This window comes from Archangium lansingense (assembly GCF_026626635.1).
Lineage (GTDB): Bacteria > Myxococcota > Myxococcia > Myxococcales > Myxococcaceae > Archangium > Archangium lansingense.
The window spans coordinates 5,920,208-5,943,239 of the sequence record NZ_JAPNKA010000001.1 but is presented as its reverse complement, the minus strand read 5'-3'; the positions used below and the strand labels follow the sequence as shown (position 1 = coordinate 5,943,239).

Sequence of the window (23,032 nt, the reverse complement as noted above, 5' to 3'; positions counted from 1 at the left end):
CGTGGCAGCCCAAGAGTCGCAGTCCTGGGGCCACCGCCTGTGGCCCGCGGCGACATTCCAGTTCGCCCTCATCGCCGGCGTAACGCAGCTCAAGACGGCTGCCAACGCACTCGTCTTGTCGCGCTTCGAGTCGCACACGATGCCCTACCTGTACCTGGTGGGCGCGTTGCTCGTGGCCACACTGACGCTGCTGCCGCGCCGGGAGCCTGGTGCCCGCAGCGAGTCGCTCAGCGTGCTCACTGGAGCGGGCGGGCTGGTGGTGCTGGGACTGGCGGCCGGCGTGTCCATGGGCCAGAGGATTCCAGCGCTGGTGCTGTACCTCTTCGTGGACGCCTTCACCACGATCATCTCCCTGCGCTTCTGGGGGAGGATGGCGTCGGCCTTCGACGCGCGCGAGGCTCGGCGAGCCTTCACCGCCCTCAACGGGGTGGGCATGGCGGGAGGCATGCTGGGCGGCCTGCTGGTGCAGGGACTCGCCGAGCGGCTTGGCACCGCCTCCATCGTCGTGAGCGGCGCGCTGTCGCTCTACGCCGCGGGAGTGGCCTTCCACTTCCACCACAGCGAGGCGCCTCAGCCCATGCGCCTCCGTCACATGGCCCCGTCGGTAGCGGCCTGGGAGTACCTGTCCACCAGCAGCTATGCCCGGGTGCTGGCGGCGCTGGGCGTGAGCTTCGCGGTGCTGTCTTCCTTCGTGGACTACCTCTTCCGCCTGCGCGTGGAGAACACGCTCAGCGAGGACGGGCTGGCGGCACTCTTCGGCTCGCTGCAGCTGTGGATCGGCCTGGTGTGCGTGCTCTTCCAGCTGCTGCTGGCCGAGCGGCTCCTCAAGCGGATGGGGTTGATGAGCTACCTGGCGCTGCTGCCCGGAGCGATGGCGCCGCTGGCGGTGGCCTCGCTGCTGACAAAGGAGCTGTGGCCGGTGCACCTGCTCCGGCTGCTGGAGAACGCGGTCAATTACTCGCTGCTGCCGGTGGGCGTGCAGCTCCTGTACGCGGCGGTGCCGGACGAGGAGCGCGAGGCGCTGCGCGGCGCGGTGGACGGGCTGCTGCGCAAGGGCGGCACCATACTGGCGGGCGTGCTGCTGATCGGCGCGGGCCGCGCGGCCAACGGCGTCACCATGGCGCTGGCGGTGATGGGCCTGTGCGGACTGCTCGGCGTGCTGCTGCTGCGCCTGCGGCCCGCCTACGTGGAGGCACTGGGTGAGCAGGTGGGCGCCCAGCGAGAGGACGACGAGGAACTGGGCCGCGAGGATCGCAAGCTGCTGGTGGAGGCGCTGGGCTCGAGCGCGCCGGACCGGGTGCTGCACGCGTTGGACTTGATGGAGGAGGAGGGACTGCCGCTGCGGCCCCACCTGCCCGTGCTGCTGCACCACACGCACGAGCGGGTGCAGGAGCGCGCCGTGGCCCTGGCATTGGAGCTGGGAGCCACCGAGACGGCGCCTCTGCTCGAGCAACTGGTGACCCAGGGCGCCCGGCGTCCGAGGGACAGCGCGGTAGGGGCGTTGGCGAAGCTGGCGCCGGAACGGGCGGAAGTGCTGCTGCCCCCGCTGCTGCAGAGCACGGACGTGGGGCTGCGCTGCGCGGCCGTGGGGGCGCTGCTGAGCACGAAGTGGCGCGCGGCGGCGCAGGTGTCGTTGGGGGCGATGGCGGCCCGGGGCGCGCAGGCGCCGGTGTCGGATCGCCGCGAGGTGGCGCGGCTGTTCGGGCGGCTGAAGGACACGAGCTACACGCCCATGGTGACGCCGTACCTGAACGACCCGGACAGCTCGGTGCGACGTGTCGCGCTGCGCTCCGTGGGCGAGGGCGGCTACGTGAAGCTGGCGCCGAAGCTGCTCACCTTCCTCACCTGGCGCGAGGAGCGGCGCGAGGCCCGCGAGGCGCTGGCCGCATTGGGGGATGAGGTGACGCCCCTGCTGGAGGCGACGCTCAACGACCTGGCCGCGCCGCTGCCCATGCGGCTGCAGGTGCCCCGAGTGCTGCGCCTCATCGGCACGCCAGGGTCGCTACACGCCCTGCTCTTCTCCAACGTGCGCGACGATGCCCGGCTGCACTTCCGCATCGGCGCCGAGCTGTCGCGCCTGCGCGATGAGCACCCTGAGCACCCGGTGGACGAGGACCGGGTCCGCGAGGCGCTGGGTCGGCGGCGTGACGTGTACCGCGCCCTGGTGGAGCCCTACCGCGACCTGCGTGCGGAGCTGGGAGACCATGCGCTGCTCACCCGCGTGGTGGGGGATCGCCTGGATCAGGCGCTGGAGCTGTCCTTCTTCCTGCTGGGCCTGCTGCACCCGCCCCACGTGATGCGTCGCGTGCACCAGCAAGTGGCGGGCCAGGACGCGCGGCGGCGGGCGTACGCGCTGGAGCTGCTGGAGACGCTGACGAACGAGGAGGACCGGGCGCTGGTGCGCGAGCAGGTGGAGTTGCACCACCGGGATCTGCCTCCGGGCACGACGGGCCAGCTCGAGGCGCACCTGGCGTGGCTGTGCCGCAGTGAGGATGTGGTGCTGCGCGCGTGCGCGCGTTACGTGGCGGGGCGGATCGGCATGGATCTGCCACCATCGCAAGAGGGAGACATGAGCCAGGCGACGGTGCAGAAGCTGTTCCTCCTCGAGGAGGTGCACGTCTTCTCGCAGAGCGACGTGGACGACGTGGCGGCGGTGGCGGCGATTGCCCGCGAGGCCCGCTTCCGCGCAGGCGAGCGTGTCTTCAGCCAGGGGGATCCGGGAGACGCGCTCTACGTCATCATCGAGGGTGTGGTGGACGCCCGCAGCAACGGCGAGCACGTGCTGCGAATGCGTGCCAAGGAGACCTTCGGCGACCTGAGCCTGCTGGACGGCGCGCCCCGCCCTACGGACGCCATCGCGGTGGAGGACACACGGGTGCTGGTCATCGACCGGCGTGACTTCCTCGATCTCCTCGCGGACCGTCCCGAGCTGCTGACGGGCTTCTTCCGCGCGGTGACCCAGCAACTGCGTGCCGTCATCAACGCGTCGGATCAGCCGCTGAGCGGGGCGCACCTGGTGCCACTGCCGAAGGATGAACAAGCCCCGGCCCCGGAGGAGCAGAAGCGACCCTTGACGGGCTAGGATCGCGGCATGGCGAACATCGCGATCGTTGGCGCGGGGCAAGCAGGGCTCTTCCTGGGCTTCGGCCTGCTCGAGGATGGGCACGCAGTCACGCTGTTCTCCGACCAGACCGCCGACGCCATCCTGAATGGACAGCTTCCCTCGGGCATGGGGCTCTTCGAGGACGCGGTGAAGAAGGAAGCCGCGCTGGGGCTCACCTTCTGGGAAGACGTGATGACGCGAGGGGAAGGCGCCGTCCTCGAGCTGATCAACCCGGATGGCAGCGTCGGGCTGCACATTGCCCCTCCCGTACCGCGGCCGCATCGGAGCGTCGATCAGCGGCTGAAGAACTCCCGGTGGATGAAAGAGCTGGAGCGCCGCGGAGCGTCCATTCGCATCGTCCCCCTGGCGAACCAGGATGAGCTCGACAGGCACGTGGCTGGCTTCGACCTCGTGCTCGTCGCCACCGGCAAGGGTTCAATCTCCACCCTGTTCTCGCGAGATGCCGAGCGGAGCCCCTTCGACAGACCTCAGCGCCACATCACCGGCTTCCACGTGAAGAACTTCCGGCCCGAGCTCCGCAGCGGGACCATCCGGATCCTGCCCGGCCTGGGCGAGGTGGTCATCACGCCGTTCTATGGCCGGGAGAACATCAAGGGCCGCTTCCTCCTCATCGAGGGCATCCCAGGCGGACCGCTCGACTATCTCCCGCGTGCGCTGCCGGGCCGCGAGCTGCTGAAGGAGGTCCAGCAGAACCTGCGCGGCCTGCTCCCCGGACAGCTCGAGGACTTGCAGGACGCGGAGCTCCCCAGTGAGCAGTGCTGGCTTCGCGGCACCCTCACGCCCACCGTCCGCCACCCGGTGGGCCGGTTGCCCTCTGGCAAGGCAGTGCTCGGCCTGGGCGATGCCATCATGCTGCATGATCCGCTGGCCGCGCAGGGCGGCAACAACGCGACCCACATGGCGGACTTCTACCGGACCCGCATCCGGGAACACGCCGGGCAGCCCTTCACCGCGGAGTGGATGCAGCGGACCTTCGATGACTTCTGGCAGGTGTATGGTCAGTACGCGATGGGCGTGACGGCGGGCCTGCTCATGCCCCCAGCCCCTCACCAGCAGGCGGTCCTGGTCTCGGCACACCACGTGCCCGCTGTCGCCACGGCGCTGATCGATGGCCTGTACGATCCACGGGCTCTTTTCCCCTGGTTCGTAAACCCTGCCACTACCCGCGAGTTCCTCCACTCCAAGGGAGTCCCAGCGGAGCTCCTGGAGCGGCTCTGGAATCCTGCGTCAGGCGTCGCCGGGAACTGAGCTGTCCTTGAGCAGACTGGCGGGCGCATCGGCCGCGAGCAGATGGGCGGCGGCCACGGGGATGACGGGGCGCAGGAAGCACTTCACCAGCGGGAGCGCCGCGAGCGCCCGCACCACCGCGAGCCCCATCAAACCCCAGGGCCTCCGCTCCACGCTGGCGACCGGGGAGAACACCTCGCGCGTGTGCTTCGTCCACATGGAGCTGTAGACGCCGAACATCGCCCAGCGCCGGGTGAGCTCATTCCAGCCGCGCAGGAACCAGGGCTCGCGCGGAGCCTGCTCGTTCCAAGCCAGGGCGCTCTTCCCGGCGGTGAAGACCACGAACCACCAGGCACCCCAGAGCGACATCAGTGTGGCGAGGATGCTGTCCCTCCAGGGAAGGAACCGCGTGAAGAGCCAGAGCACAGGCACCCCGCACGCAAACACCACCAGGGCCCGCCAGCGGCGCCTCATCTTGCTGCGCACCCATGGAACGTTGAGCCGTACGCGCGGGGTGATCGGCTCGTCCTCCGGCGCCACCCCGGAGCGCAGACTCACCTCGCGCGAGAGCTCCGTGTGGAAGTCGCGCGACAGGGCGATGACGATCCACTGGGCGAGCTGCAGTGAGGACAGCAGCGCCACCAGGTACACCATCGGGTGAAAGCTGCGCTTCTTCTCCGGGTGCTCGAGCTCCTTGCCCGCGGTCTCCCTCGCCGCGCGCTGGAGCTCCTCGGCTTTATGGGCCTCCTTCAGGGCCTGCTCCACCGCGACCCGCACCTTCTCCCCATCCGAGCCCGCCATCCCGGCGAGCTTGCCCGCGCCTTCCGCCACCTCCTCGAGCTCGCGCTCCCGCTCCCCCCGGGCCTCGGCCTCCTCCTGCTGCTGCACCATCCACTCCTCGGGCCCGACCGTCTCCACAACCCCCGTGCCCGAGTCCGTGAGCAGCACCGCCAGCCCGAGAATGACGACCGCTTGAAGCAGGCTCACCGCCAGGTGGCGCCGCCGCAGCCGCCGGTCCTCCCACAGCGTCCGCACCAGGTGGAACGGCAAGCAGAGACCGTGGACGAACTGGGCCAGCCGGTTCACTGGCAGCGGAACACTCCGTTGGTAGAAGTGTCCGGCGCCACGACGCACTTCCCCCCATACCTGCCAGAGCCTCTGATCGCGGTCCGTGACGGGTTCAGGCGTGGGGGTCCCCCCGCCCCGCACCGTCTCGGGAGGCGGAGTGTCCTTCTCACGGTTCAGCACGCCCGGGACGCTACCACGACGCGCCTTGGAAAGAGGGGGTGCCCTTTTTGGGGACCCCGGGGGGGAGGTGTGGTATTCGCGCGGTCGTATCGACAACGAATTCGGAGCCCTCATGCATCGAGAGTCCGTTATCAAGCCGGCGGTGGTGACCATCGCCCTCGTGGGTGCGCTCACCGGCTGCGAGAAGAATTCCGCACAGGAAACCCCGCCCACGCCGGCCCCGCAGGCCCCGGCGCCCACCACCCTGCCTGCCCCCAAGCCCACCACGGTGACGGTGCTCGTCACCGGCAGCCCCAATGGTCAGCTCGTGCCGACCACCCCCGCGGAGGGGGAGAAGCCGACCATCGGCGCGGCAGAGCTGCTCGGCTGGTGGGCCGCCAAGGAGAAGCACTGTCCTGGCCAGGTGAAGGATGGCCAGGCGGCCTGTAAGGACGCCTCCACGCTGGCGCTGACCATCGGCGACGCATGGAATGGACCGGCCATCTCCTCCTTCTTCTACGGGGAGACGACGTCGGCGGTGATGGGCCACATGGGCTTCGCTGCCTCCGCTCTGGGCAACCACGAGCTGGACTACGGCCGCGAGCAGTTCCAGAAGAACCTGAGGACGAGCGGCTTCCCCTTCCTGGCGGCCAACCTGAAGGTGAAGGACGCCGCGCTGGCCAAGGACTGGGATCTGCCGGGCTTCAAGGTGTTCGATCGCCAGGGCCTGAAGATCGGCGTGGTGGGTCTGACGTCGCCCAAGACGGTGTCCACGGCCATGGCCGGGCGCGCCGAGGGCCTCGAGGTCCTCCCCGACGAGGAGGCGCTGACGAGCGCGGTAGGCGAGGCCCAGAAGGCCGGGGCCGACACCGTGGTGGTGCTGGCCGACGCGTGCCCGAGCGATCTGCAGGCGGTGGTGAGCAAGCACCCCGAGTGGAAGGTGTCGCTGGTGGCCGGTGGCCGCTGCCCGCAGCCGGTGAACACGAAGGAGGGCAACACCACCTACGTGTCGCTGGGCCGTGGCTTCGACAAGTACCTGCGTGCGGCCTACACCTACGATGCCTCCAAGCCCGAGGGTGAGCAGGTCACGGGCGTGGAGCTCACGACGGTGGACGTGACGGGCGGCGAGGGTGCGCCGGCCGCGGACGCCGACACCGCGAAGATGATCTCCGACTACAAGGCCAAGCTGGATCAGGCCCTGGGCGAGGAGATCGGCTTCACGAAGAAGGCGCTCGAGAAGGACTCCAAGCAGCTGGCCAGCTGGGTGACGACCGCCATCCGGCAGCAGCTGGACACGGACGCGGTGGTGCTCAACCGCAAGGGCTTCCGCGAGGGCCTGCCCGCGGGCAAGGTGACCAAGGGCAGCGTGTACTCGGTGCTCCCCTTCGAGAACTCGCTGATGGTGGTCGAGGTGAAGGGCGCGGACCTGGCGAAGCAGCTCGCCAACCCGGAGGCGGTGTACTCGGGCTTCACGTCCGCCGGGAAGGGCAAGTTCAAGGACGCCAAGGGCAAGCCGCTGGATGCGAAGAAGGAGTACAAGGTCGCGACGGTCGAGTACCTCTACTTCGGCGGTGATGGCTTCGAGTTCGAGAAGCTGGACACCGAGCCGGGCGAGACGGGCATGTCGTGGCAGACGCCCGTCATCGACTGGACCAAGGAGCAGGGCACCTCCGAGGCCAAGCCGCTGGACAAGCAGATCAAGTAGTCCGCCGTCCGCGGCAGCCACGGGGCCCGGTCTCCTCCTCGCGAGGGTACCGGGCCCTCGTGTTTCACCCTTCCCTACTCCTTCCCGGAGGACCTGCGGCGGCGCCTGGCCAGCATCGACACGGCCGTCAGGAGCGCCCAGCCAGAGAGCACCCCGGGAGAGGCCGCGCCGCAGCCGCAGCCACTGTTCGTCTGGGGGTCGTACTCCCGCCGCACCTTCACATCGAACGAGCAACGCGACGTGTTGCCGGCCGCATCGGTGGCGGTGACGCGAACCTGGGTGGTGCCGACAATGAAGTCACTGCCGGGCGCGGGCTCGTAGCTGATGGCCGGCTTGGAGACCGCGTCGGCGGCGTCGGCCACGTAGTTCACCGGCGCGCCGTACCGGAACTTCCTCCAGACCTCCATGTTGCGCGGGCAGGTGAGCCGGGGCGCCGTGGAGTCGCGGACCTTCACCTGGAACGAGCAGGAGGACACGTTGCCGGACTCGTCGGTCGCGGTGGCGACAACCGAGGTATTGCCGAGCGGGAAGTCGGTGCCGGAGGCCTTGTTGTAGCTGACGGTCGGGCTCCCGGGCTTGTTGTCGCTCGCCGTAGCGAGCCCATAGGTCACCGGCGCCCCCATCGGACCCCGGGCCTCCACGAGCATCTCAGCCGGGCAGGAGAGCTCCGGCGGGGTGCAGTCGTTGAGCACCCACGGCTCAGCGCCGCTGGTTCCATCGTCGGTGACGAAGAAGACGCGCGGACCGACAACGGTCAGCCGGCTGGGCTCCGAGGAACCAGGTCCGGGAACGATGTCATGGAGCAGCGCCGTCCCCTCGCGGGTGCCATCGGAGATCCAGAGCTCGCGACCCGCCTCCTCGGTCTGCGCGCTGAACACCACCTTGCCATCCACCACGGTCAGCCAGAAGGGCGCCGAGCTGTCGCGTCCGGGACGGATGTCCTCGACCACGACCGTGCCAGCCACCGTGCCATCACTCCGCCACAGCTCGAAGCCGCTCGCGTCATCCCAGGCGGTGAAGAGGAGCTGGCCGTTCAGGTTCGTCAGGAAGCGGGCGTCGCTCGACTGCTTGATGATGCTCGTGCCCTCGGCGGTGCCATCACTCCGCCACAGCGAGCCACCCGCCCCCGACACGAAGAAGATCTGTCCGCCCACGGACGTCAGTGACACGGGGCCCGCTTCATAGTCGGCGGCGCTCCGGCCCAGGCTCCGGACCCGGACCGTCCCCGGACCCGAGCCGTCGCTCTTCCACAGGTCCCACTGCGTCGCAAAGGACGAACCGGCGAAGAAGTAGAGCGTGTCGCCCGCCACCGTCAGGCCGTGGAGGACCTGCTCGGCAGGATCGCTCTCGATGACCCGGACGGTCGCGACGCGCTCGGTGCCCGCCTCCGTACCATCGCTCTTCCACAGCTCGGCATCGTGGGGCCCACCATCGGCCGCGAAGTAGATTGCGTCCCTCAGCACGGCCAGCGAGGTAATCCCCGCCCCCTGGGGGCCGGGGACGAGATCCTCGACCAGCACCGTGCCATCCGGCGTGCCATCGCTCTTCCACAGCTCGGGGCCGTGGACGCCGTCATCGGCAACGAAGAACAGCGTGCCACCCAGCGCCATCAGCGAAGTGACGCCCGAGTCCTCGGGGCCAGAACGGATGTCCTTGACGAGCACGGTGCCCTCGGCCGTCCCATCCGTCTTCCACAACTCGCGGCCCTGGCTCTCGCCCTTCGCGGTGAAGAAGAGCGAATTGCCGACCACCGTCAGCGACCGCGGCTCCGAGCCCATCGAGCCCGGGAAGACATCCGCCACGCGCTCCGTGTCTGTCTCTCCGCCACGGCTCTTCCACAACTCCAGACCGCTGACTCCGTCGTTCGCGGCGAAGAAGGCCGTCCTGCCCAGGACGGTGGGCGCCTGAAGGTCATAGTCCGGGAAGGAGCTGGCGCCTCCTGCGGCGATTCCCTTGACCAGGGTGACGGCGCGACAGGTGGCGGACTCTCCCGGAGAAGAGTCCAGCGCGGCGGCCGTGAACGGGACGCCACCCGTGGCCAGGGCGCTGAGGCATAGCAATGAAGACACACCGGTCCAGTACCGACGCATAATCCACCTTCCTGTCTGAGGATCGAATGAGAGGGGGGCCGTACTCTGTGCACTCGCACCCGAGCGACAACTCGTGCTCCAGGGCGAGGACCGGTTTCTGTACTGCACAGCTCACTTTCCAAGGGCGCGAGTCCGAGGACAGTCAAGTGGCAGAGATGCTTGTCTTTGGCTCACTTGGGCGACGTCCCGACGTCCTGCCAGTCCTGGCCCGGCTTGCACACCAGCGCGGGACGATGGTACGCCCCAAGGTCCAACACGTCCGTCTCATTCCTGACACCAAGACAGGGGACCCAGGCCCAGTCTGGTTGCCATGAGAGGCAGCGGGGGAAACAGCATGCACATGTTCAGCAGGACATTGTCACACCTCTTCGGGCGCGCACTGACACTCGGTGCGCTCCTCGCCCTGGCGACAGGGTGCCCCGGTGGAGGTGACGACGACGATGACGGCGGCGGCGGAACCCCGAAGACCCTCACCGGTCAGGTGACCTACGACTTCGTCCCGGCGACCTACTCGTCCCTGACGGACTCGGGGACGCTCGCCTTCAACCAGGCCACCAAGCGGCCCGTGCGCAACGCGGTCGTACAGGTGCGGCAGGGCTCGAGAATCCTCGCAACCACGAACACCACCGAGCAGGGCAACTACCAGCTCACCTACACGCCCGCCGCCACCGGAGAGCTCTCGCTCGATGTGCTCGCGAAGACGAGCAGTCCGCAGATCCAGGTCGAGGACAACACGGACTCGAACTCGATCTGGGCGATGGGCAGCAGCATCACCAGCACCAGCACGACCCTGAACGTGCACGCCAGCCACGGCTGGACGGGAAACGCCTACGAGGCCAGTCACCGTGTGGCGGCCCCGTTCGCCATCCTCGACTCCATGTACACCGCCGCCCGGGCCTTCATGGCGGTCCGCACCGTCACCTTCCCCGCCCTCAAGGTGAACTGGAGCCCGGACAACGTTCCCCAGGGTGGCGACAAGGCCGCTGGCTTCATCAGCACCTCGCACTTCTCGCCGTCGGAGAATGAGATCTACATCCTCGGCAAGGAGGGCGCGGACACCGACGAGTTCGACAGCCACGTCATCGTCCACGAGTGGGGTCACTACTTCGAGAACAACCTGTCGCGCTCGGACAGCCCCGGAGGTCCTCACGGCCGCGGCGACATCCTCGACCCGCGCATCGCCTTTGGCGAGGGCTACGGAAACGGCATCGCGGCCATCCTCCTGCCCGAGTCCCTGTACGTGGACACACACTGGGGTCCCGACGGGCTGACCTCCTTCGGCTTCGATGCCGAGACCGAGCCGCTGGACACCGATGATCCGGAGCCCGGGGTGTTCTCCGAGACGAGCGTGCACCGGCTCCTCTACGACCTCTACGACTCCGGCACGAACGAGTCGTACGACCAGGTCGCACTCGGCCTCGGCCCCATCTACGACGCCCTGGTGGGTCTGCAGAAGACGACGCCTTCGATGACGACCATCGCCTCGTTCATCACCGCGCTCAAGGAGATGAAGGTCGTGAGCAACGCCTCGGTGGACACCCTGCTCGCCCGTTACAGCATGGGCCCCATCACCTCGGTCTGGGGCGAGGGGGACTCGAAAATGTCTGGCATCTACGTCGGCGTCAGCTCGCTCCCGTACAGCACCACGGGCACGCTCGATGGTGACTACGAGTCCAACAAGCGGGCACAGAACCAGTACTTCGTGTTCACGGGCAAGGGCTCCCAGGTCACTGTCTCGGCGAACTCCGCGTACGACGTGGGGATCGCGCTCTACAAGCAGGGCCAGGTCGTGGGCTACGCGGACAGTTTCATCACCGGCACCGAGTCCTTCAGCGTCGCCACCCAGACCAACGCGCTCTACGTCCTGGTGTTGACCGGCTACGAGGAGCCCAGGGTCAGCTACTCCGCCTCCGTCTCCATCACGAGCCCGTGACAGGGTCCTCCCCTTCACCCATGAATTCAGGAGCACACATGAACCGCATGACCTTCGCAGCCCTCCCGGGCTTCTTCGCGCTGCTGGCCCTGGCGGCCTGCTCTTCCTCGACGAAGTCCACCCCCAGCTCGACCACCTCGTCCACCGCCTCGGAGCAGGTCGTGCACGGCAAGATGCAGGCCCCCGTGGTGGTGAATGCCGAGATGCAGGACGCCTCCGCCCGCGTCACCCTGCGCTTCGATACCCCGGCCACCGGCGTCCGGGTGAGCGTGCGCGGACTGGATGGCCTGGTGGTCACCAGCCAGCCGACGCTCGCCGACGGCGTCGACTTCCCGTCAAACGCGACCGCCAGCTATGACGTCGCCTTCACGCGGGGCTCCGGCCGCTCCCACCTGGTCGTCTCCGTGTCCGGCGACTTCAAGGGCGCCCATCAGTCGCGCGTCGCCAGCTTCGCGATCGGCACCCCCACGAACGCCCAGCGCTCCTCCAACGCCACCAAGACCGAGGGCGCCAATGGCGAGCGCATCAAGGTGATGCCCGTCGATCCGCAGTAGGCAGAGTATGTCTTCTCCAGAGCCCCGGCCGGTTCCTCCCGGCCGGTGGCTCGCCCCGCTCGTCTCAGCAGGCAGGGAAGCAGGCGCATCCTGACCCGTTGGATCCGACGGCGGCCTCATGCCGTAGACTGGCCGTCCCCCATGGGCAGATCCGCGACATCGCCTTCTCGCCCGACGGGACGCGGCTGGCGGCGGCGAGCCTCGACAAGATGGTATGGCTGTGGGACCTGGCCACCGAGGAGGTCCGGACGCTGCGCGGTCACACTGGACAGGTGGGGACGGCACCGTGCGGCTCTGGCTGGACGAGCTCCCCTCGGACGCGGACGCGCTGCGCTCCTGGATGAAAACCGTCACGGGCGACGAACCCGCGCCCGGAGTCACCTGGCATTAGACCATGTCCAACGCTTCCCCCTCAGAGCCGCTGCCACTGGTCCTCGACACCAACGTGGTCCTGGACATGCTGGTGTTCGAGGACCCCGCCGTCCAGCCGCTGGTCTCCGCGCTGACGGCCAGAGAGGTCACCGCCTGGGCGGATGAGTCCACCCTGACGGAGCTGCAGCTCGTCCTCGCCTATCCCTCCTTCGCGCTGGACGAGGCGGCTCAGCACGCAACCCAAGCCCGCTACCGAAGCCTCGTGCGTGTGGCCCCCGAGGACCTGGGAATGCCGCCACCTCCCCTACCCCGCTGCAGGGATCGGGATGACCAGAAGTTCCTCGTCCTCGCCGCGCGCGTGGGAGCCACCTGGCTGGTAAGCAAGGACAAGCGGGTGCTCGCGCTTGCCGGACGCAAGGATGTTCCGTTCGACATCCTCAAGCCGCGGCAGCTCGCCGAGCGGCTGCGACAGCGTTGAGCGGACTCCGCTTCAGGTCATCCGCTCCACACCGCGCCGCTCGGCGTCCCGTACCGACTGCCGCAGCTCGGCGATCTGGCGCCTTGCCCACTCCGGTGCCAGCTCGAGCTCCTCCGGGAAGAACAGGTCCTCGCCAAGGTCGCCGACGCGCACCTGGATGAGCGGATCATGCGGGAACTGGAGGTCCGGGTCATCGAACACCAGCGCCTCCACGACGCCCGTCTGACCGAGGAACCGCCGGTTCATGGAACCATCCGCTGACGTGCTGACGAGCTTCACCGTCTCGCCGATGCGCACGGGAGCGCCTTCCACGTCCTCGAACACGATGAGAGAAGAATCCTGAATCATGGTGCGAAGGACCGGGGCTTGAGGGACTTGGAGATGACGAGCGTCGCGACGGCGGCGATCGCCCAGGCGGACAGGTGATAGACCAAGACGTGCCGCCAGCCCTGGGTGCACGCGAGCTCTCCCACGAAGGCACCCGTTGAGCCCACGGCCAGGCCGGCCAGGAGGGCTCGCAGGGGGCGGAAGGCAGCGCCTCGCAGGACGGCGACCGCCACCACCAGCGGGACGAGCCCCACCCCGACATGACTGGCCGTGCAGACCCAATCCGGCAAGGACGGCGCCGCCGCGAGCGAGCCCCGCCCGAAGACGAGCGCCGCTGCACTGGCCATGGCCAGCATCACGCCCCAGGGTTCGAGCTTCCGCCCGCGCGGAGAGAGGGCGCCCCAAGCGCACACCGCGCTGGTGGTCCACAACAACGCCAGGATGGGGGCACGGCCGAGCAGAACGCCACCGGACGTCTGCCCCAGCACGAGCAGCACTCCGGCCACCGCGGCCGTCAGTCCCGCCGACGCCACGAACAGCCACGCCGCCTGCGTCCGCCAGCGCCGCACCGGACGCTTGCGCGCCAGCTCCTCGCGAGCGACGGACAGCGTCCGCTCGAGCACCGCGCCATCGGTCCGGAACTCCTCCGCGAGCAATAGCTCAATGGACGGCCGCATCAGGCGCCCTCCAGTCCGTCCAGCAGTTGCCGGAGCTTCTCGTAACCACGGTGCGCCCGGACCCGGGCCGCGCCCACGCTGATGCCTCGCATCGAGGCAATCTCCTCGAACGACCACCCCTCGACCTTGCTGAGGATGACCGCCTCGCGCTGATCCGGGGGAAGCTGTTGCAGCGCGTCCTCAATGCGCCGACGCATCCCGGGATCACCTACGCCCGGGGCCACCGACGAGGGCGAGGCATCTCGCTCCTGCGACATCGCCTCGGCATGCTGACGACGGCGCAGGGCATCCCGCGCCGCATTCGCTGCGATCGTCAGCAGCCAGGGAGCGAAGCGGGTACCCAACTCGTACCGGCCTCTCGCCCGGATGACGGACAGGAAAGTCGTCTGCAGCAGGTCCTCTGCGAGCGGTCCATCCCGCACCATCCGCGCCAGGTATCCCTGCACGCGGCCGGCATGCCGGGCGAAAAGCGCCTCGAATGCCTCCTGGTCACCGTCACAGAACCGTTCCATGAGCTCTTCGTCCGTGGGACTCCGCATCTCCTGACTCACGTACGAACCACCCCAAAAAACGTTTCCGCGCCTTGAAAGAAAGCGGTTGCCAGGCCCCTTGCTATCAGGGCATGACATGTCGCGTCACAACTTGAAGCATCCCCGGGGGGATACATGGAAACGCTGCGCAAGGCCGAGCAGGGCCCCGCGCTGAAGGGGCTGACCCTTCGCGCCAACGAGCTGAAGTTCTCCGCCATGGAGATGGGAGAGGGACCGGAGGTCGTCTTCTGCCTCCACGGCTTCCCCGACCACGCCCGCTCCTTCCGCGAGCAGATGCCGGTGCTGGCCGAGGCCGGCTACCGCGTCATCGTCCCGACGCTCCGCGGCTACGAGCCCTCGTCACAACCGCGCGGGAGAAACTACCACCTCGCCTCGCTCGCGGAGGACGTGCTCGGGTGGATGGAGCAGTTGGGCGTGCGCAAGGTGCATCTCGTGGGACACGACTGGGGCGCGCTGATCGGCTTCGCCGTCACGGCGATGGCGCCCGAGCGCTTCCACTCACTGGCCACGCTGGCGGTGCCCTACACCCCGGACGCCATGTCGGGCCTGCTCACGGACCGGGAGCAGCTCCGCAACTCCTGGTACAGCTTGTTCTTCCAGCTCCGGGGCGTGTCGGACGCCGTGGTGCGCTGGAACGACTTCCAGTTCATCGAGAAGCTCTGGCGCGACTGGTCCCCCGGTTGGCAGTGGCCCGCCGAGGAGATGGAGGCGCTCAAGCGGACGTTCCGGCAACCCGGCGTGGCCCGCGCGGCCCTCGGCTACTACCGCGACTTCTACAGGTTCTACAGCCCGGCGAACTGGCGCACCCAGAAGCTGCTCTTCAAACCCGTGCTCGTGCCCACGCTCGCGCTCACCGGAGCCAGGGACGGCTGCGTCGGCACGCATCTGTTCGATCGGGTGAAGCCGGAGAGCTTCCCGAAGGGCCTGCGCACCGAGCGCATCCAGGGCGCGGGGCACTTCCTGCACCAGGAGAAGCCGGCCGAGGTCAACCGGCTCCTGGTGGAGTGGCTCGGCCAGCACCGCGGCTGAGACAGCTCAGGCGGAGGGAGCCGCCGGCAGGGAGAAGGAGAAGGTGGCCCCCTGCCCCACGGTTCCTACCGCCCAGGTGCGGCCCCCGTGGCGCGTGATGATGCGCCTCACGTGAGCCAGGCCAATACCGGTGCCCTCGAACTCGCTGGCCCGGTGTAGCCGCTGGAAGACGCCAAACAGCTTGTCCTCGTACGCCATGTCGAAGCCCACGCCGTTGTCCTTCACGTGGACGACGAGGCCGCCTTCACCCTGCTCGGCCGCTATCTCCACCCGGGCCTCCGGTCTCGGGCGCGTGTACTTCACCGCGTTGCCGAGCAGGTTCTTGAAGACGAGCCGCAGCATGGCGGGATCTCCCCGAGCCTCCGGCATCGGCCCCATCTGCAGGACAACCTGACGGCCCTCGCGCTCTGGCGCGAGCTCCTCCCACACCTCCGCCACCAGAGGCTCCAGCTCAATGCGCGACTGGCGCATCTCCACCCGGCCCATGCGGCTGAAGGCGAGCAGATCGTCCACGAGCTGACCACCCCGCTGCGCCGACGAGGCGATGGTTCGCACGTAGCCCTGGGCCTTGGCATCCAGGCTACCGCGGGCATGACGCTCGAGGAGCTCGACGAAACCGGTGATGTGGCGCAGGGGCGCGCGCAGATCATGGCTCACCGTGTAGCTGAAGGACTCGAGCTCCCGGTTGGCCTCCTCGAGCTGCCGGGTCCGCTCGCTCACACGCTTTTCCAACTGGTGGTTGAGCTGGTGCACCGCCTCCTGCACCTCGCGCTGCACGGTGATGTCACGCGCGGCGGCGTAGATCATGCCCTCGGGAGTCGCGGGAGCGGTCGTCCAGGACAGCCATCGCCAGGTGCCGTTCTTGCACTGGTAACGGTTCTCGAATTGGAGGGCATGCGCGCCCTGCCCGATCTCCGCCAGCTCGTGGTTCGTCCGCTCCCGGTCCTCCGGGTGGATGAGGTCCAGAAAGGGTCGGGCGAGCAGTTCCTCCTCGCTCCAGCCCAGCACGCGCGTGAAGGCTGGGTTGACGCGCTTGAAGTAGGCATCCAGGCCCGCGATGCAGAACATGTCCGGCGCCAGTTGGAAGAAGCGATCACGCTCCTCCTCCGCACGCTTCTGGAGGGTGATGTCGGTGGAGATGCCGCCCAGGGCGTAGGGCCGGCCCGACGTGTCCAGGAGCGGGAACTTGACGGACCAGTAGTTGTGCAGCCCGTCCACGTGGGGCGCCAGCTCCTCCATCTCCATGGGAACCCTACGGCGCAGCACTTCCACGTCATTTCGGCGGAACACCGCGGCAAGCTCCGGAATGTAGAGCTGCTCATCCGTCCTGCCGAGAATGTCCTCGCGATTGCGGCGCAGGAAGGCCTCGAAGGCATTGTTGACCAGCAGGTAGCGGCCCTGAACGTCCTTGACGTAGATGACGGCCGGAGACGCATCGAGAATGGCCCGGTAGTGCGCCTCCTCCCGCCCCCAGAGCCGCTCCAGCTCGAGGTTGCGCCGCTCCAGCTCCTCCCGGACGTGCTTGAGCTGGAGGAGGTTGCGCACGCGTACCCGCACCTCTTCGGCGGAGAAGGGCTTCACCAGATAGTCCTGGGCCCCCTCGCGCAGCAGCTTCAGCTTGAGCGCCTCGTCATCTCGGGTGGACAACACCACGATGGGCACCCGCTCGAGCGACTCCTCCTGGCGCAGCGCGGTCACCAAGGCATCACCGCTCAGGTGCGGGAGCTGGATGCCGGTGAGGATGAGATCCGGCCGGAGCGAGCGAGCCTTCTCCAGCGCCTCCTGGCCATTGAAGGCCGAGATGACGCGGTAATCGTCCTGGAGCGCCTCCACCATGAAGCGGTGGAGATCCGCGTTGTCCTTCACCACCAGCACGGAGGGGCGCGAAGTGTCATCCGCGCCATCCGCCTGGGCCGCCACCGCCTCGTGGACTCGCTCCGGTGCAGGGGGGGTGAGCTCCTCCAAGGTGCTGCGCAGCGCCAGACCCGCCTCGAGCCCCCACTCCTCCTCCGGAGCATGCCGTGTCACCTGCGTCCCCTCGGGAGCCTGGCATGGCAACTCCACCTGGAAGAGCGCGCCGCCGCTCGGCACCTCCGTCACCTGGACTTGCCCACCGTGCAGCTCGATGAAGTCCCGCACGAGGGACAGGCCAAGCTCCCTGCCCTCGACGCCACGCGTGCGCTCGGATCCCGTGCCCTCCACCTCCAACCGCGCCCGCTCTCCGGGCTTTCCGCCCACCACCACGCGGATGGATCCACCATCCGGGGTGGACTTGAAGGCATGGGACAGCAGGTGGAGCACCACCCGCTCCAGCTTCTCCACATCCACCTCGATGGAGAGGAGCACGGGCGCGTCCACGACGAAGGAGATGTGCCGCTGACTCGCCAGGGGCTCGAAGTGCCGGGCTACCTCGCGCACCAGCGACGCCAGCTCCACCTCGGCATACGCCAACTTCATGCGCCCCACGTCCATCCGGGCAATATCGAGCAGATCATCGATGTGCCTGAGCAGGAGGAGGGCGTTGCGGCGCATGACGTCCAAGTCCCGCCGCTGGACTCCGGTGAGGTTGTGCCCGTGCGCGAGCAGGGCCTCCGCGGGCCCCAAGATGAGCGCCAGGTGAGTGCGCAGCTCGTGGCTCACGTCGGAGAAGAACTGGGGGGTCTTCATCCTTCACGTCCTGGAACAGAGGGAGGCATTCGCGGCAGGTGAATCTGGAAAGTGGTGCCCTCTTCCGAGGAGGAGCGCACGCCCACGGTGCCACCATGAGCCCGGACGATCTGATCCACGATGTAGAGGCCCAACCCGATGCTGCGACGGGAGTTGTCGGGGGACTCCTCGCCACGCTGCAAGGGCTCGAAGAGGCGGCCGAGCAGCCCGTCAGGGATGGGGTCGCCGATGTTGTGAACCTTGAGCCATACGGCCTCCGCCTCGCCCACCACCGAGACCGTGACGTGCCCCTCATTGGGAGAGTACTGAAGGGCATTGCTCACCAGGTTGCTCAACACCTGCGCCAGCCGGTCCGCGTCCCATAGGCCCCTGCCCGCGTCCTGGTAGTGCTCGCGAATCTCCCGCCCAGAGTGGTTCAGCCCCACCTCCTGCAGCACCTGCCGGACGAGCGCGTACAAATCCACGGCCCTGCGCTGCAGCGGGATGCCACCGCCGAGGCGCGCCCGGGTGAAGTCGAGCAGGTCGCGCACCATGCGGGTGGCACGCTCCGCACTGGTGAAGATGAGGCGAGCATAGAAGGCGTTGCGCTCGTCCAGGCCCGCGTGGTTCATGAGCCCCGAGGCGCTCAGGGAGATGGCCCCCAGGGGGTTGCGCAGATCATGGGACACGATGCCGATGAGCTGCTGGGCGAACTCGGCATGTTGACGCGCCTCGGCCTCGGCGGCCCGGCGCTCCGTCACGTCCTGCGTGGCCCCCACCATCCGGGTGGCCCGGCCGTGCTCGTCCCGGACGACGAAGCCGTGGTCCGACACCGTGGCATAGCTCCCGTCCTTGCGGCGCAGGCGGTATTCGTCCTCCCACCGGTCCACTCCGGGAGATTGGACGGCGGTCTGGAGGCCGTGTAGCACCCGCCCGAGATCCTCCGGGTGGACGGCCTTGAGCCACCACTCCCCGGCGACATCCAGCTCGCGCACGCTGTAGCCGAACTGCTCCCTGAGGCCATCGTTCCGGGTGATCCGGCCCGCCCTCACATCCCAGTCCCAGAGCGAGTCCCGGGTGGCCCGCATGGCCAGCCGGTAGCGCTCCTCGCTCTCACGCAGGCGCTGCTCGGCCTGCAGGCGCTCGGCGCTCTCGCGAGCCTCCCGCAGGGCACGCTGGACACTCGGAACCAGGCGCTCCAGGCGCCCCTTGAGGACATAGTCGGTGGCGCCCAGCTTCATCAGCTCGATGGCGCGCTCCTCGCCCAGCGCCCCCGACACGAAGATGAACGGGAGCTGCGGCCGGGCGTGGCGAGCCAGCTCCAACGCCCGAGTGCCGCCGAATCCCGGGATGTTGTAGTCCGCGAGAATGAGCTCGTGGCCGTGATCGGCCAGGGCCTGGGTGAAGGAGCCATCCGAGTCCACGCGGGAGAGCGCCACGCTGAGCCCGTCCCGCTCCAGCCGCGCCTGGATGAGCTCGGCGTCGAGCGGATCATCCTCCAGCAGGAGCACGCGCAACGGAGGCCGTGTCCGGTCCCCCACGTCCGGAGGAGACCCCTCGGTATGGGGAAGGCTCATTCGCCCCCCTTCAGGACGGACGCCGTATCCGGCGGAGGCTCATTCACCTGGGTCCAGAAGACGCGCAGCCCCTCGAGCGCGGACTCGAGCTCCAGGAAGGAGACGGGCTTGATGACGTAGGCATTCGCTCCCAGACTGTAGGAGCGCACGAGGTCCACCTCCTCACGGCTCGAGGTGAACATCACCACCGGAACCAGCTTCAGGTCTGGATCACTCTTCATCCTGCCCAGCACCTGCAACCCGTCCACCCGCGGCAGCTTCAGATCCAGGAGCACCACCGCCGGATTCTCCGCCGGACGTCCAGAGTGAGAGCCCTGCCGGTACAGGTAGTCGAGTGCCTCCTGGCCATCGTTCGCCACGACCACCTTGTCCGCGAGGTGAGCCTCGGCGAAAGCGGCCAAGATGAGGGTGACATCGTTTTCACTGTCTTCGACCAGCAGGATGCGTTTCAGCGCCGACATGAGGGGAAGCCGCAAGAGGGGGGCGAGGTGGGGGGAGACCTTGTGAAGTCAGTAGATGAGAGGCCCACCCGGGAAGCAACCCAGGGGGCTCCTACGATTTGATTACTTTATATACCAAGTGCTTCTTTAACCTCGCAGGTGACTACCCCACTGTCGCGCGACGAGGAATCCGCAACCCGAACCGGCCACGAGGCTCCTGCTCCCTGTCTCGGTCTCGCCGGGCGCGCCGCGAGCGCCACCACTTTTCTACACCAATGACGGGCACCACAGCGGCACCCACCAGGGCACACAACCCCAGCGCCTCGAGCGTCAGCGGCGCGGTATCGAACACCGCCTGCATGAAGGGCAAGTAGATGAACCCGAGTTGCAGCAGCACCAGCAGCCCAATGCCGGCGTAGACGACAGGGTTGCTGAAGAGGCCAATGCGGAAGATGGAGTCGCGCAGGGCACGGCAGTTCAGCAAGTAGAAGATCTGAAACATGATGACCGTGGTGACAGCCATGGTCTGCGCCTCGGCGAGCGCCCGCGCGTGACCGACGCGTACGAGCTCGGCGTTGTACTCCCAGAGGAACAGTCCCGTGGCGCCAGCACACATCAGCACCGCGACCAGCAGGGTGCGCATCACCACGAAACCACTGAGCACGGGCGCATCCGGGTGGCGAGGAGGCCGATTCATCACGTCCGGCTCTCGGGCCTCGAAAGCCAGCGGCAGAGCGAGCGCTACCGTGGCTACCAGGTTGATCCACAACAACTGAGTGGGAAGCATGGCCAGCAACGGAACGTCCTCACCGTCGAGCCGCATGATGGGGAAGAAGGCCACGCCGACGATGAGGATGAGGGCCAGCCCCAGGTTGGTGGGCAGCACAAAGGCGAGCGATTTGATGAGGTTGTCGTAGACGCGCCGGCCACCCTCTACCGCCGCGGCGATGGAGGCGAAGTTGTCGTCCGTGAGGATGATGTCGGCAGCCTCCTTGGATACGGCCGTGCCGGTGATGCCCATGGCCACGCCGATGTTGGCCTGCTTGAGCGCGGGCGCGTCGTTGACACCATCTCCCGTCATGGCCACCACGTGCCCCTCCTTCTGGAGGGCGCGCACCAGGCGCAGCTTGTGCTCAGGCGCCACGCGGGCGAACACGTTGGAGGACGTGGCCACCTCGCGCAGCTGCTCCTCGTCCATCTCCGCGAGCTGAGCACCCGTCACCACCCGGCCCCCCTCGAGGATGCCGAGCTGCGCGCCAATGACCTCCGCCGTCTTTGCATGATCGCCGGTGATCATCTTCACGGTGATGCCCGCCGTGTGGCAGCGCTTCACCGCGTCGATGGCCTCCTCTCGCGGCGGATCGATCATCCCCTCGAGCCCCAGGAGCCGGAAACCACCCTCCACGTCTTCGAACCGGAGGCAGCCGTCCGAGGCCGCGACGGGCTTGCTCGCCATGGCCAGCACACGCATGCCACGCGACGCCAGGCGCTCCACCTCGGCGAGCACCCTGCCGGTGTCGAGCCCCTCGCCCAGGGAGCAGCGGCGCAACACCACCTCGGGAGCGCCCTTGAGGAGGATGAAGCGGCCGTCCCTCCCGCCCTCGTGGAGGGTGGCCATGAACTGATTCTCGGACTCGAAGGGGATGGCATCCACACGGGGATGGCGCTCGCGCAGCTCGTCCACCTTCAGGCCCGCCTTCTCCGCGGCGACGAGCAGCGCCCCCTCGGTGGGATCGCCCGTCAGCTCCCAGGAGCCATCCCTGGAACGGACCGAGGCGTCATTGCAGAGCGCGCCAGCCACGAGCGACTCGCGGGCGTCCTCGGACGGAGGGCCTGGAGGCTGCCCCTCGCGGCACAGCTCGCCCTGGGGTGAGTAGCCCACTCCCGAGAGGGACCAGGCACCACCCGGCGTCCACAGCGCCTGTACCGTCATCTCGTTGCGGGTGAGCGTGCCCGTCTTGTCGGAGCAGATGACGGTGGTGCTGCCCAGCGTCTCCACGGCGGGCAGCTTGCGGATGATGGCGCGGCGGGCGGCCATGTACTGCACGCCAATGGCCAGGGCGATGGTGACGATGGCGGGCAGACCCTCGGGGATGGCGGCCACCGCCAGCGTGAGGGCGGCCAGGAGCGACTCGGCCACCTCGTAGCCGCGCAACAGGCCCACGGCCAAAAGGATGATGGAGATGACGAGGATGGCGTAGGTGAGGTAGCGGCTGATGACGGCGAGCGCCTTCGTCAGCGGCGTCTGCAGGTCCACCGCCTCGCTCAGCAGTTGGGAGATGCGGCCGAGCTCGGTGGCACCGCCGGTGGCCACCACCACCGCTGTGCCTGTGCCGTAGGTGACGTGGGTGCCACCAAAGGCCATGTTCGTGCGGTCTCCCACGCCCGCGCTCGCGTCGACGGCGCCCATGCGCTTCTCCGAGGGGAGGGACTCACCCGTCAACGCGGCTTCTTCCACCTGGAGGTTGCGCGCGGCGAGCAGCCGCACGTCCGCGGGAACCTTATCGCCCGAGGCGAGCAGCACCACGTCTCCGGGCACGAGCTCGGCGGCGGGCGCCGTCCGCTTCTGGCCATCGCGCAGGACGGTGGCGTTCTCCGGCACCATCTGCGTGAGCGCCTCGATGGCCTTGCCCGCGCGGAACTCCTGCAAGAAGCCGATCAGGGTGTTGAGCCCCACCACTGCGAGGACGATGAGGCCATCCGTCAACTTGCCCAGGGCGATGGCCAGGGAGGCCGACGCGAGCAGGACCCAGATGAGCGGGCTGTTCACCTGGCGCCACAGGAGCTTGAGCGGACTCTCCCCGGAGACGTGCTGAAGCACGTTGGGGCCATGGCGCGCAAGTCGAGCACGGGCCTCGGACTCAGAGAGCCCCTCAGCGTGGGTCTGGAGGGTCTCGAGCACCCTCTCGGACGGCAAGGCGTGCCAGGGCGAGTCTTGCGGCCGCGGGGAGACCGACTGGGACGCTGGCTTACTCGGATTCATAAGGCGCTCCTCACAGGGCCAATCTGTGAACGCCCCCCCTCCCTGGCCAAAAGCAAGGCGCTCAGGGAGGCTTCGAGACGGCCGAAACCCAA

17 protein-coding genes are annotated in these 23,032 nt (G+C 68.2%); 8 read left to right on the top strand and 9 right to left on the bottom strand.

Going from position 1 to position 23,032, the window contains the following annotated elements; all coding sequences use genetic code 11:
• The first annotated feature begins 1 nt into the window (after window position 1).
• Window positions 2-3,082, top strand: a complete 3,081-nt coding sequence (locus OV287_RS24335) for a cyclic nucleotide-binding domain-containing protein (protein ID WP_267536425.1) — start codon at window positions 2-4, stop codon at window positions 3,080-3,082.
• A gap of 9 nt (window positions 3,083-3,091) precedes the next feature.
• Window positions 3,092-4,372: a styrene monooxygenase/indole monooxygenase family protein gene (locus OV287_RS24330; protein WP_267536424.1), complete on the top strand. Its 1,281-nt coding sequence runs from the start codon at window positions 3,092-3,094 to the stop codon at window positions 4,370-4,372.
• Here the strand turns inward: OV287_RS24330 and OV287_RS24325 are convergent.
• A complete protein-coding gene (locus OV287_RS24325) occupies window positions 4,352-5,485 on the bottom strand; it encodes a hypothetical protein (RefSeq protein ID WP_267536423.1) in 1,134 nt (377 codons plus the stop codon). The genes OV287_RS24330 and OV287_RS24325 overlap by 21 nt on opposite strands.
• A gap of 226 nt (window positions 5,486-5,711) precedes the next feature.
• On the opposite strand from OV287_RS24325, the gene OV287_RS24320 reads away from it, so the two are divergent.
• Window positions 5,712-7,283, top strand: coding sequence for a bifunctional metallophosphatase/5'-nucleotidase (locus OV287_RS24320; protein WP_267536422.1), 1,572 nt, complete (start codon window positions 5,712-5,714; stop codon window positions 7,281-7,283).
• Between the two features lie 74 nt (window positions 7,284-7,357).
• Here OV287_RS24320 and OV287_RS24315 read toward each other — a convergent pair whose 3' ends face one another.
• On the bottom strand, window positions 7,358-9,373 hold the full coding sequence (locus tag OV287_RS24315; RefSeq protein ID WP_267536421.1) for an ELWxxDGT repeat protein: 2,016 nt from the start codon (window positions 9,371-9,373) through the stop codon (window positions 7,358-7,360).
• A 340-nt stretch (window positions 9,374-9,713) separates the two neighbouring features.
• Here OV287_RS24315 and OV287_RS24310 point away from each other — a divergent pair, with 340 nt between their 5' ends.
• From OV287_RS24310 to OV287_RS24295, 4 genes are all read left to right on the top strand, one after another.
• Window positions 9,714-11,306 carry a hypothetical protein gene (locus OV287_RS24310; RefSeq protein ID WP_267536420.1) on the top strand — a complete coding sequence of 531 codons (1,593 nt, stop codon included), beginning with the start codon at window positions 9,714-9,716 and terminating at the stop codon, window positions 11,304-11,306.
• Window positions 11,307-11,344: 38 nt separating this feature from the next.
• On the top strand, window positions 11,345-11,860 hold the full coding sequence (locus OV287_RS24305; RefSeq protein WP_267536419.1) for a hypothetical protein: 516 nt from the start codon (window positions 11,345-11,347) through the stop codon (window positions 11,858-11,860).
• Window positions 11,861-11,958: 98 nt separating this feature from the next.
• Window positions 11,959-12,204 (top strand): WD40 repeat domain-containing protein, encoded by a 246-nt coding sequence (locus tag OV287_RS24300; RefSeq protein ID WP_267536418.1) that lies wholly within the window; start codon window positions 11,959-11,961, stop codon window positions 12,202-12,204.
• Between the two features lie 50 nt (window positions 12,205-12,254).
• Window positions 12,255-12,710: a putative toxin-antitoxin system toxin component, PIN family gene (locus OV287_RS24295; RefSeq protein WP_267536417.1), complete on the top strand. Its 456-nt coding sequence runs from the start codon at window positions 12,255-12,257 to the stop codon at window positions 12,708-12,710.
• Window positions 12,711-12,722: 12 nt separating this feature from the next.
• Here OV287_RS24295 and OV287_RS24290 read toward each other — a convergent pair whose 3' ends face one another.
• Genes OV287_RS24290 through OV287_RS24280 form a run of 3 tightly spaced genes read right to left on the bottom strand, consistent with a single transcriptional unit; the run spans window position 12,723 to window position 14,253 of the window.
• Window positions 12,723-13,058, bottom strand: a complete 336-nt coding sequence (locus OV287_RS24290) for a Carotenogenesis protein CarS (protein ID WP_267536416.1) — start codon at window positions 13,056-13,058, stop codon at window positions 12,723-12,725.
• Window positions 13,055-13,714, bottom strand: coding sequence for a DUF1109 domain-containing protein (locus OV287_RS24285; protein WP_267536415.1), 660 nt, complete (start codon window positions 13,712-13,714; stop codon window positions 13,055-13,057). Before OV287_RS24285 ends, OV287_RS24290 begins: the two co-directional genes overlap by 4 nt.
• Window positions 13,714-14,253 (bottom strand): RNA polymerase sigma factor, encoded by a 540-nt coding sequence (locus tag OV287_RS24280; protein ID WP_267536414.1) that lies wholly within the window; start codon window positions 14,251-14,253, stop codon window positions 13,714-13,716. Before OV287_RS24280 ends, OV287_RS24285 begins: the two co-directional genes overlap by 1 nt.
• 126 nt (window positions 14,254-14,379) lie before the next feature.
• On the opposite strand from OV287_RS24280, the gene OV287_RS24275 reads away from it, so the two are divergent.
• Window positions 14,380-15,294: an alpha/beta fold hydrolase gene (locus OV287_RS24275; RefSeq protein ID WP_267536413.1), complete on the top strand. Its 915-nt coding sequence runs from the start codon at window positions 14,380-14,382 to the stop codon at window positions 15,292-15,294.
• 6 nt (window positions 15,295-15,300) lie between these two features.
• Here the strand turns inward: OV287_RS24275 and OV287_RS24270 are convergent, their stop codons facing one another.
• The 4 genes from OV287_RS24270 to OV287_RS24255 all read right to left on the bottom strand — a co-directional run bounded on the left by OV287_RS24270 (window position 15,301) and on the right by OV287_RS24255 (window position 22,940).
• Window positions 15,301-17,961, bottom strand: a complete 2,661-nt coding sequence (locus tag OV287_RS24270; protein ID WP_267536412.1) for an ATP-binding protein — start codon at window positions 17,959-17,961, stop codon at window positions 15,301-15,303.
• A complete protein-coding gene (locus OV287_RS24265) occupies window positions 17,958-19,517 on the bottom strand; it encodes a sensor histidine kinase (RefSeq protein WP_267536411.1) in 1,560 nt (519 codons plus the stop codon). Before OV287_RS24265 ends, OV287_RS24270 begins: the two co-directional genes overlap by 4 nt.
• Complete coding sequence (locus OV287_RS24260; protein WP_267536410.1) at window positions 19,514-19,978, bottom strand: response regulator; 465 nt, start codon at window positions 19,976-19,978, stop codon at window positions 19,514-19,516. The genes OV287_RS24265 and OV287_RS24260 overlap by 4 nt, the downstream gene beginning before the upstream one ends.
• Before the next feature lie 142 nt (window positions 19,979-20,120).
• Complete coding sequence (locus OV287_RS24255; protein WP_267536409.1) at window positions 20,121-22,940, bottom strand: cation-translocating P-type ATPase; 2,820 nt, start codon at window positions 22,938-22,940, stop codon at window positions 20,121-20,123.
• Window positions 22,941-23,032 lie beyond the last annotated feature (92 nt).

Excerpts from the sequence above, each read along its gene's own strand:
- OV287_RS24330 (WP_267536424.1), top strand. The coding sequence starts at position 3,092 with ATGGCGAACATCGCGATCGTTGGCGCGGGGCAAGCAGGGCTCTTCCTG.
- OV287_RS24320 (WP_267536422.1), top strand. The coding sequence starts at position 5,712 with ATGCATCGAGAGTCCGTTATCAAGCCGGCGGTGGTGACCATCGCCCTC.
- OV287_RS24315 (WP_267536421.1), bottom strand. The coding sequence starts at position 9,373 with ATGCGTCGGTACTGGACCGGTGTGTCTTCATTGCTATGCCTCAGCGCC.
- OV287_RS24310 (WP_267536420.1), top strand. The coding sequence starts at position 9,714 with ATGTTCAGCAGGACATTGTCACACCTCTTCGGGCGCGCACTGACACTC.
- OV287_RS24305 (WP_267536419.1), top strand. The coding sequence starts at position 11,345 with ATGAACCGCATGACCTTCGCAGCCCTCCCGGGCTTCTTCGCGCTGCTG.
- OV287_RS24295 (WP_267536417.1), top strand. The coding sequence starts at position 12,255 with ATGTCCAACGCTTCCCCCTCAGAGCCGCTGCCACTGGTCCTCGACACC.
- OV287_RS24290 (WP_267536416.1), bottom strand. The coding sequence starts at position 13,058 with ATGATTCAGGATTCTTCTCTCATCGTGTTCGAGGACGTGGAAGGCGCT.
- OV287_RS24285 (WP_267536415.1), bottom strand. The coding sequence starts at position 13,714 with ATGCGGCCGTCCATTGAGCTATTGCTCGCGGAGGAGTTCCGGACCGAT.
- OV287_RS24280 (WP_267536414.1), bottom strand. The coding sequence starts at position 14,253 with ATGCGGAGTCCCACGGACGAAGAGCTCATGGAACGGTTCTGTGACGGT.
- OV287_RS24275 (WP_267536413.1), top strand. The coding sequence starts at position 14,380 with ATGGAAACGCTGCGCAAGGCCGAGCAGGGCCCCGCGCTGAAGGGGCTG.
- OV287_RS24270 (WP_267536412.1), bottom strand. The coding sequence starts at position 17,961 with ATGAAGACCCCCCAGTTCTTCTCCGACGTGAGCCACGAGCTGCGCACT.
- OV287_RS24265 (WP_267536411.1), bottom strand. The coding sequence starts at position 19,517 with ATGAGCCTTCCCCATACCGAGGGGTCTCCTCCGGACGTGGGGGACCGG.
- OV287_RS24260 (WP_267536410.1), bottom strand. The coding sequence starts at position 19,978 with ATGTCGGCGCTGAAACGCATCCTGCTGGTCGAAGACAGTGAAAACGAT.
- OV287_RS24255 (WP_267536409.1), bottom strand. The coding sequence starts at position 22,940 with ATGAATCCGAGTAAGCCAGCGTCCCAGTCGGTCTCCCCGCGGCCGCAA.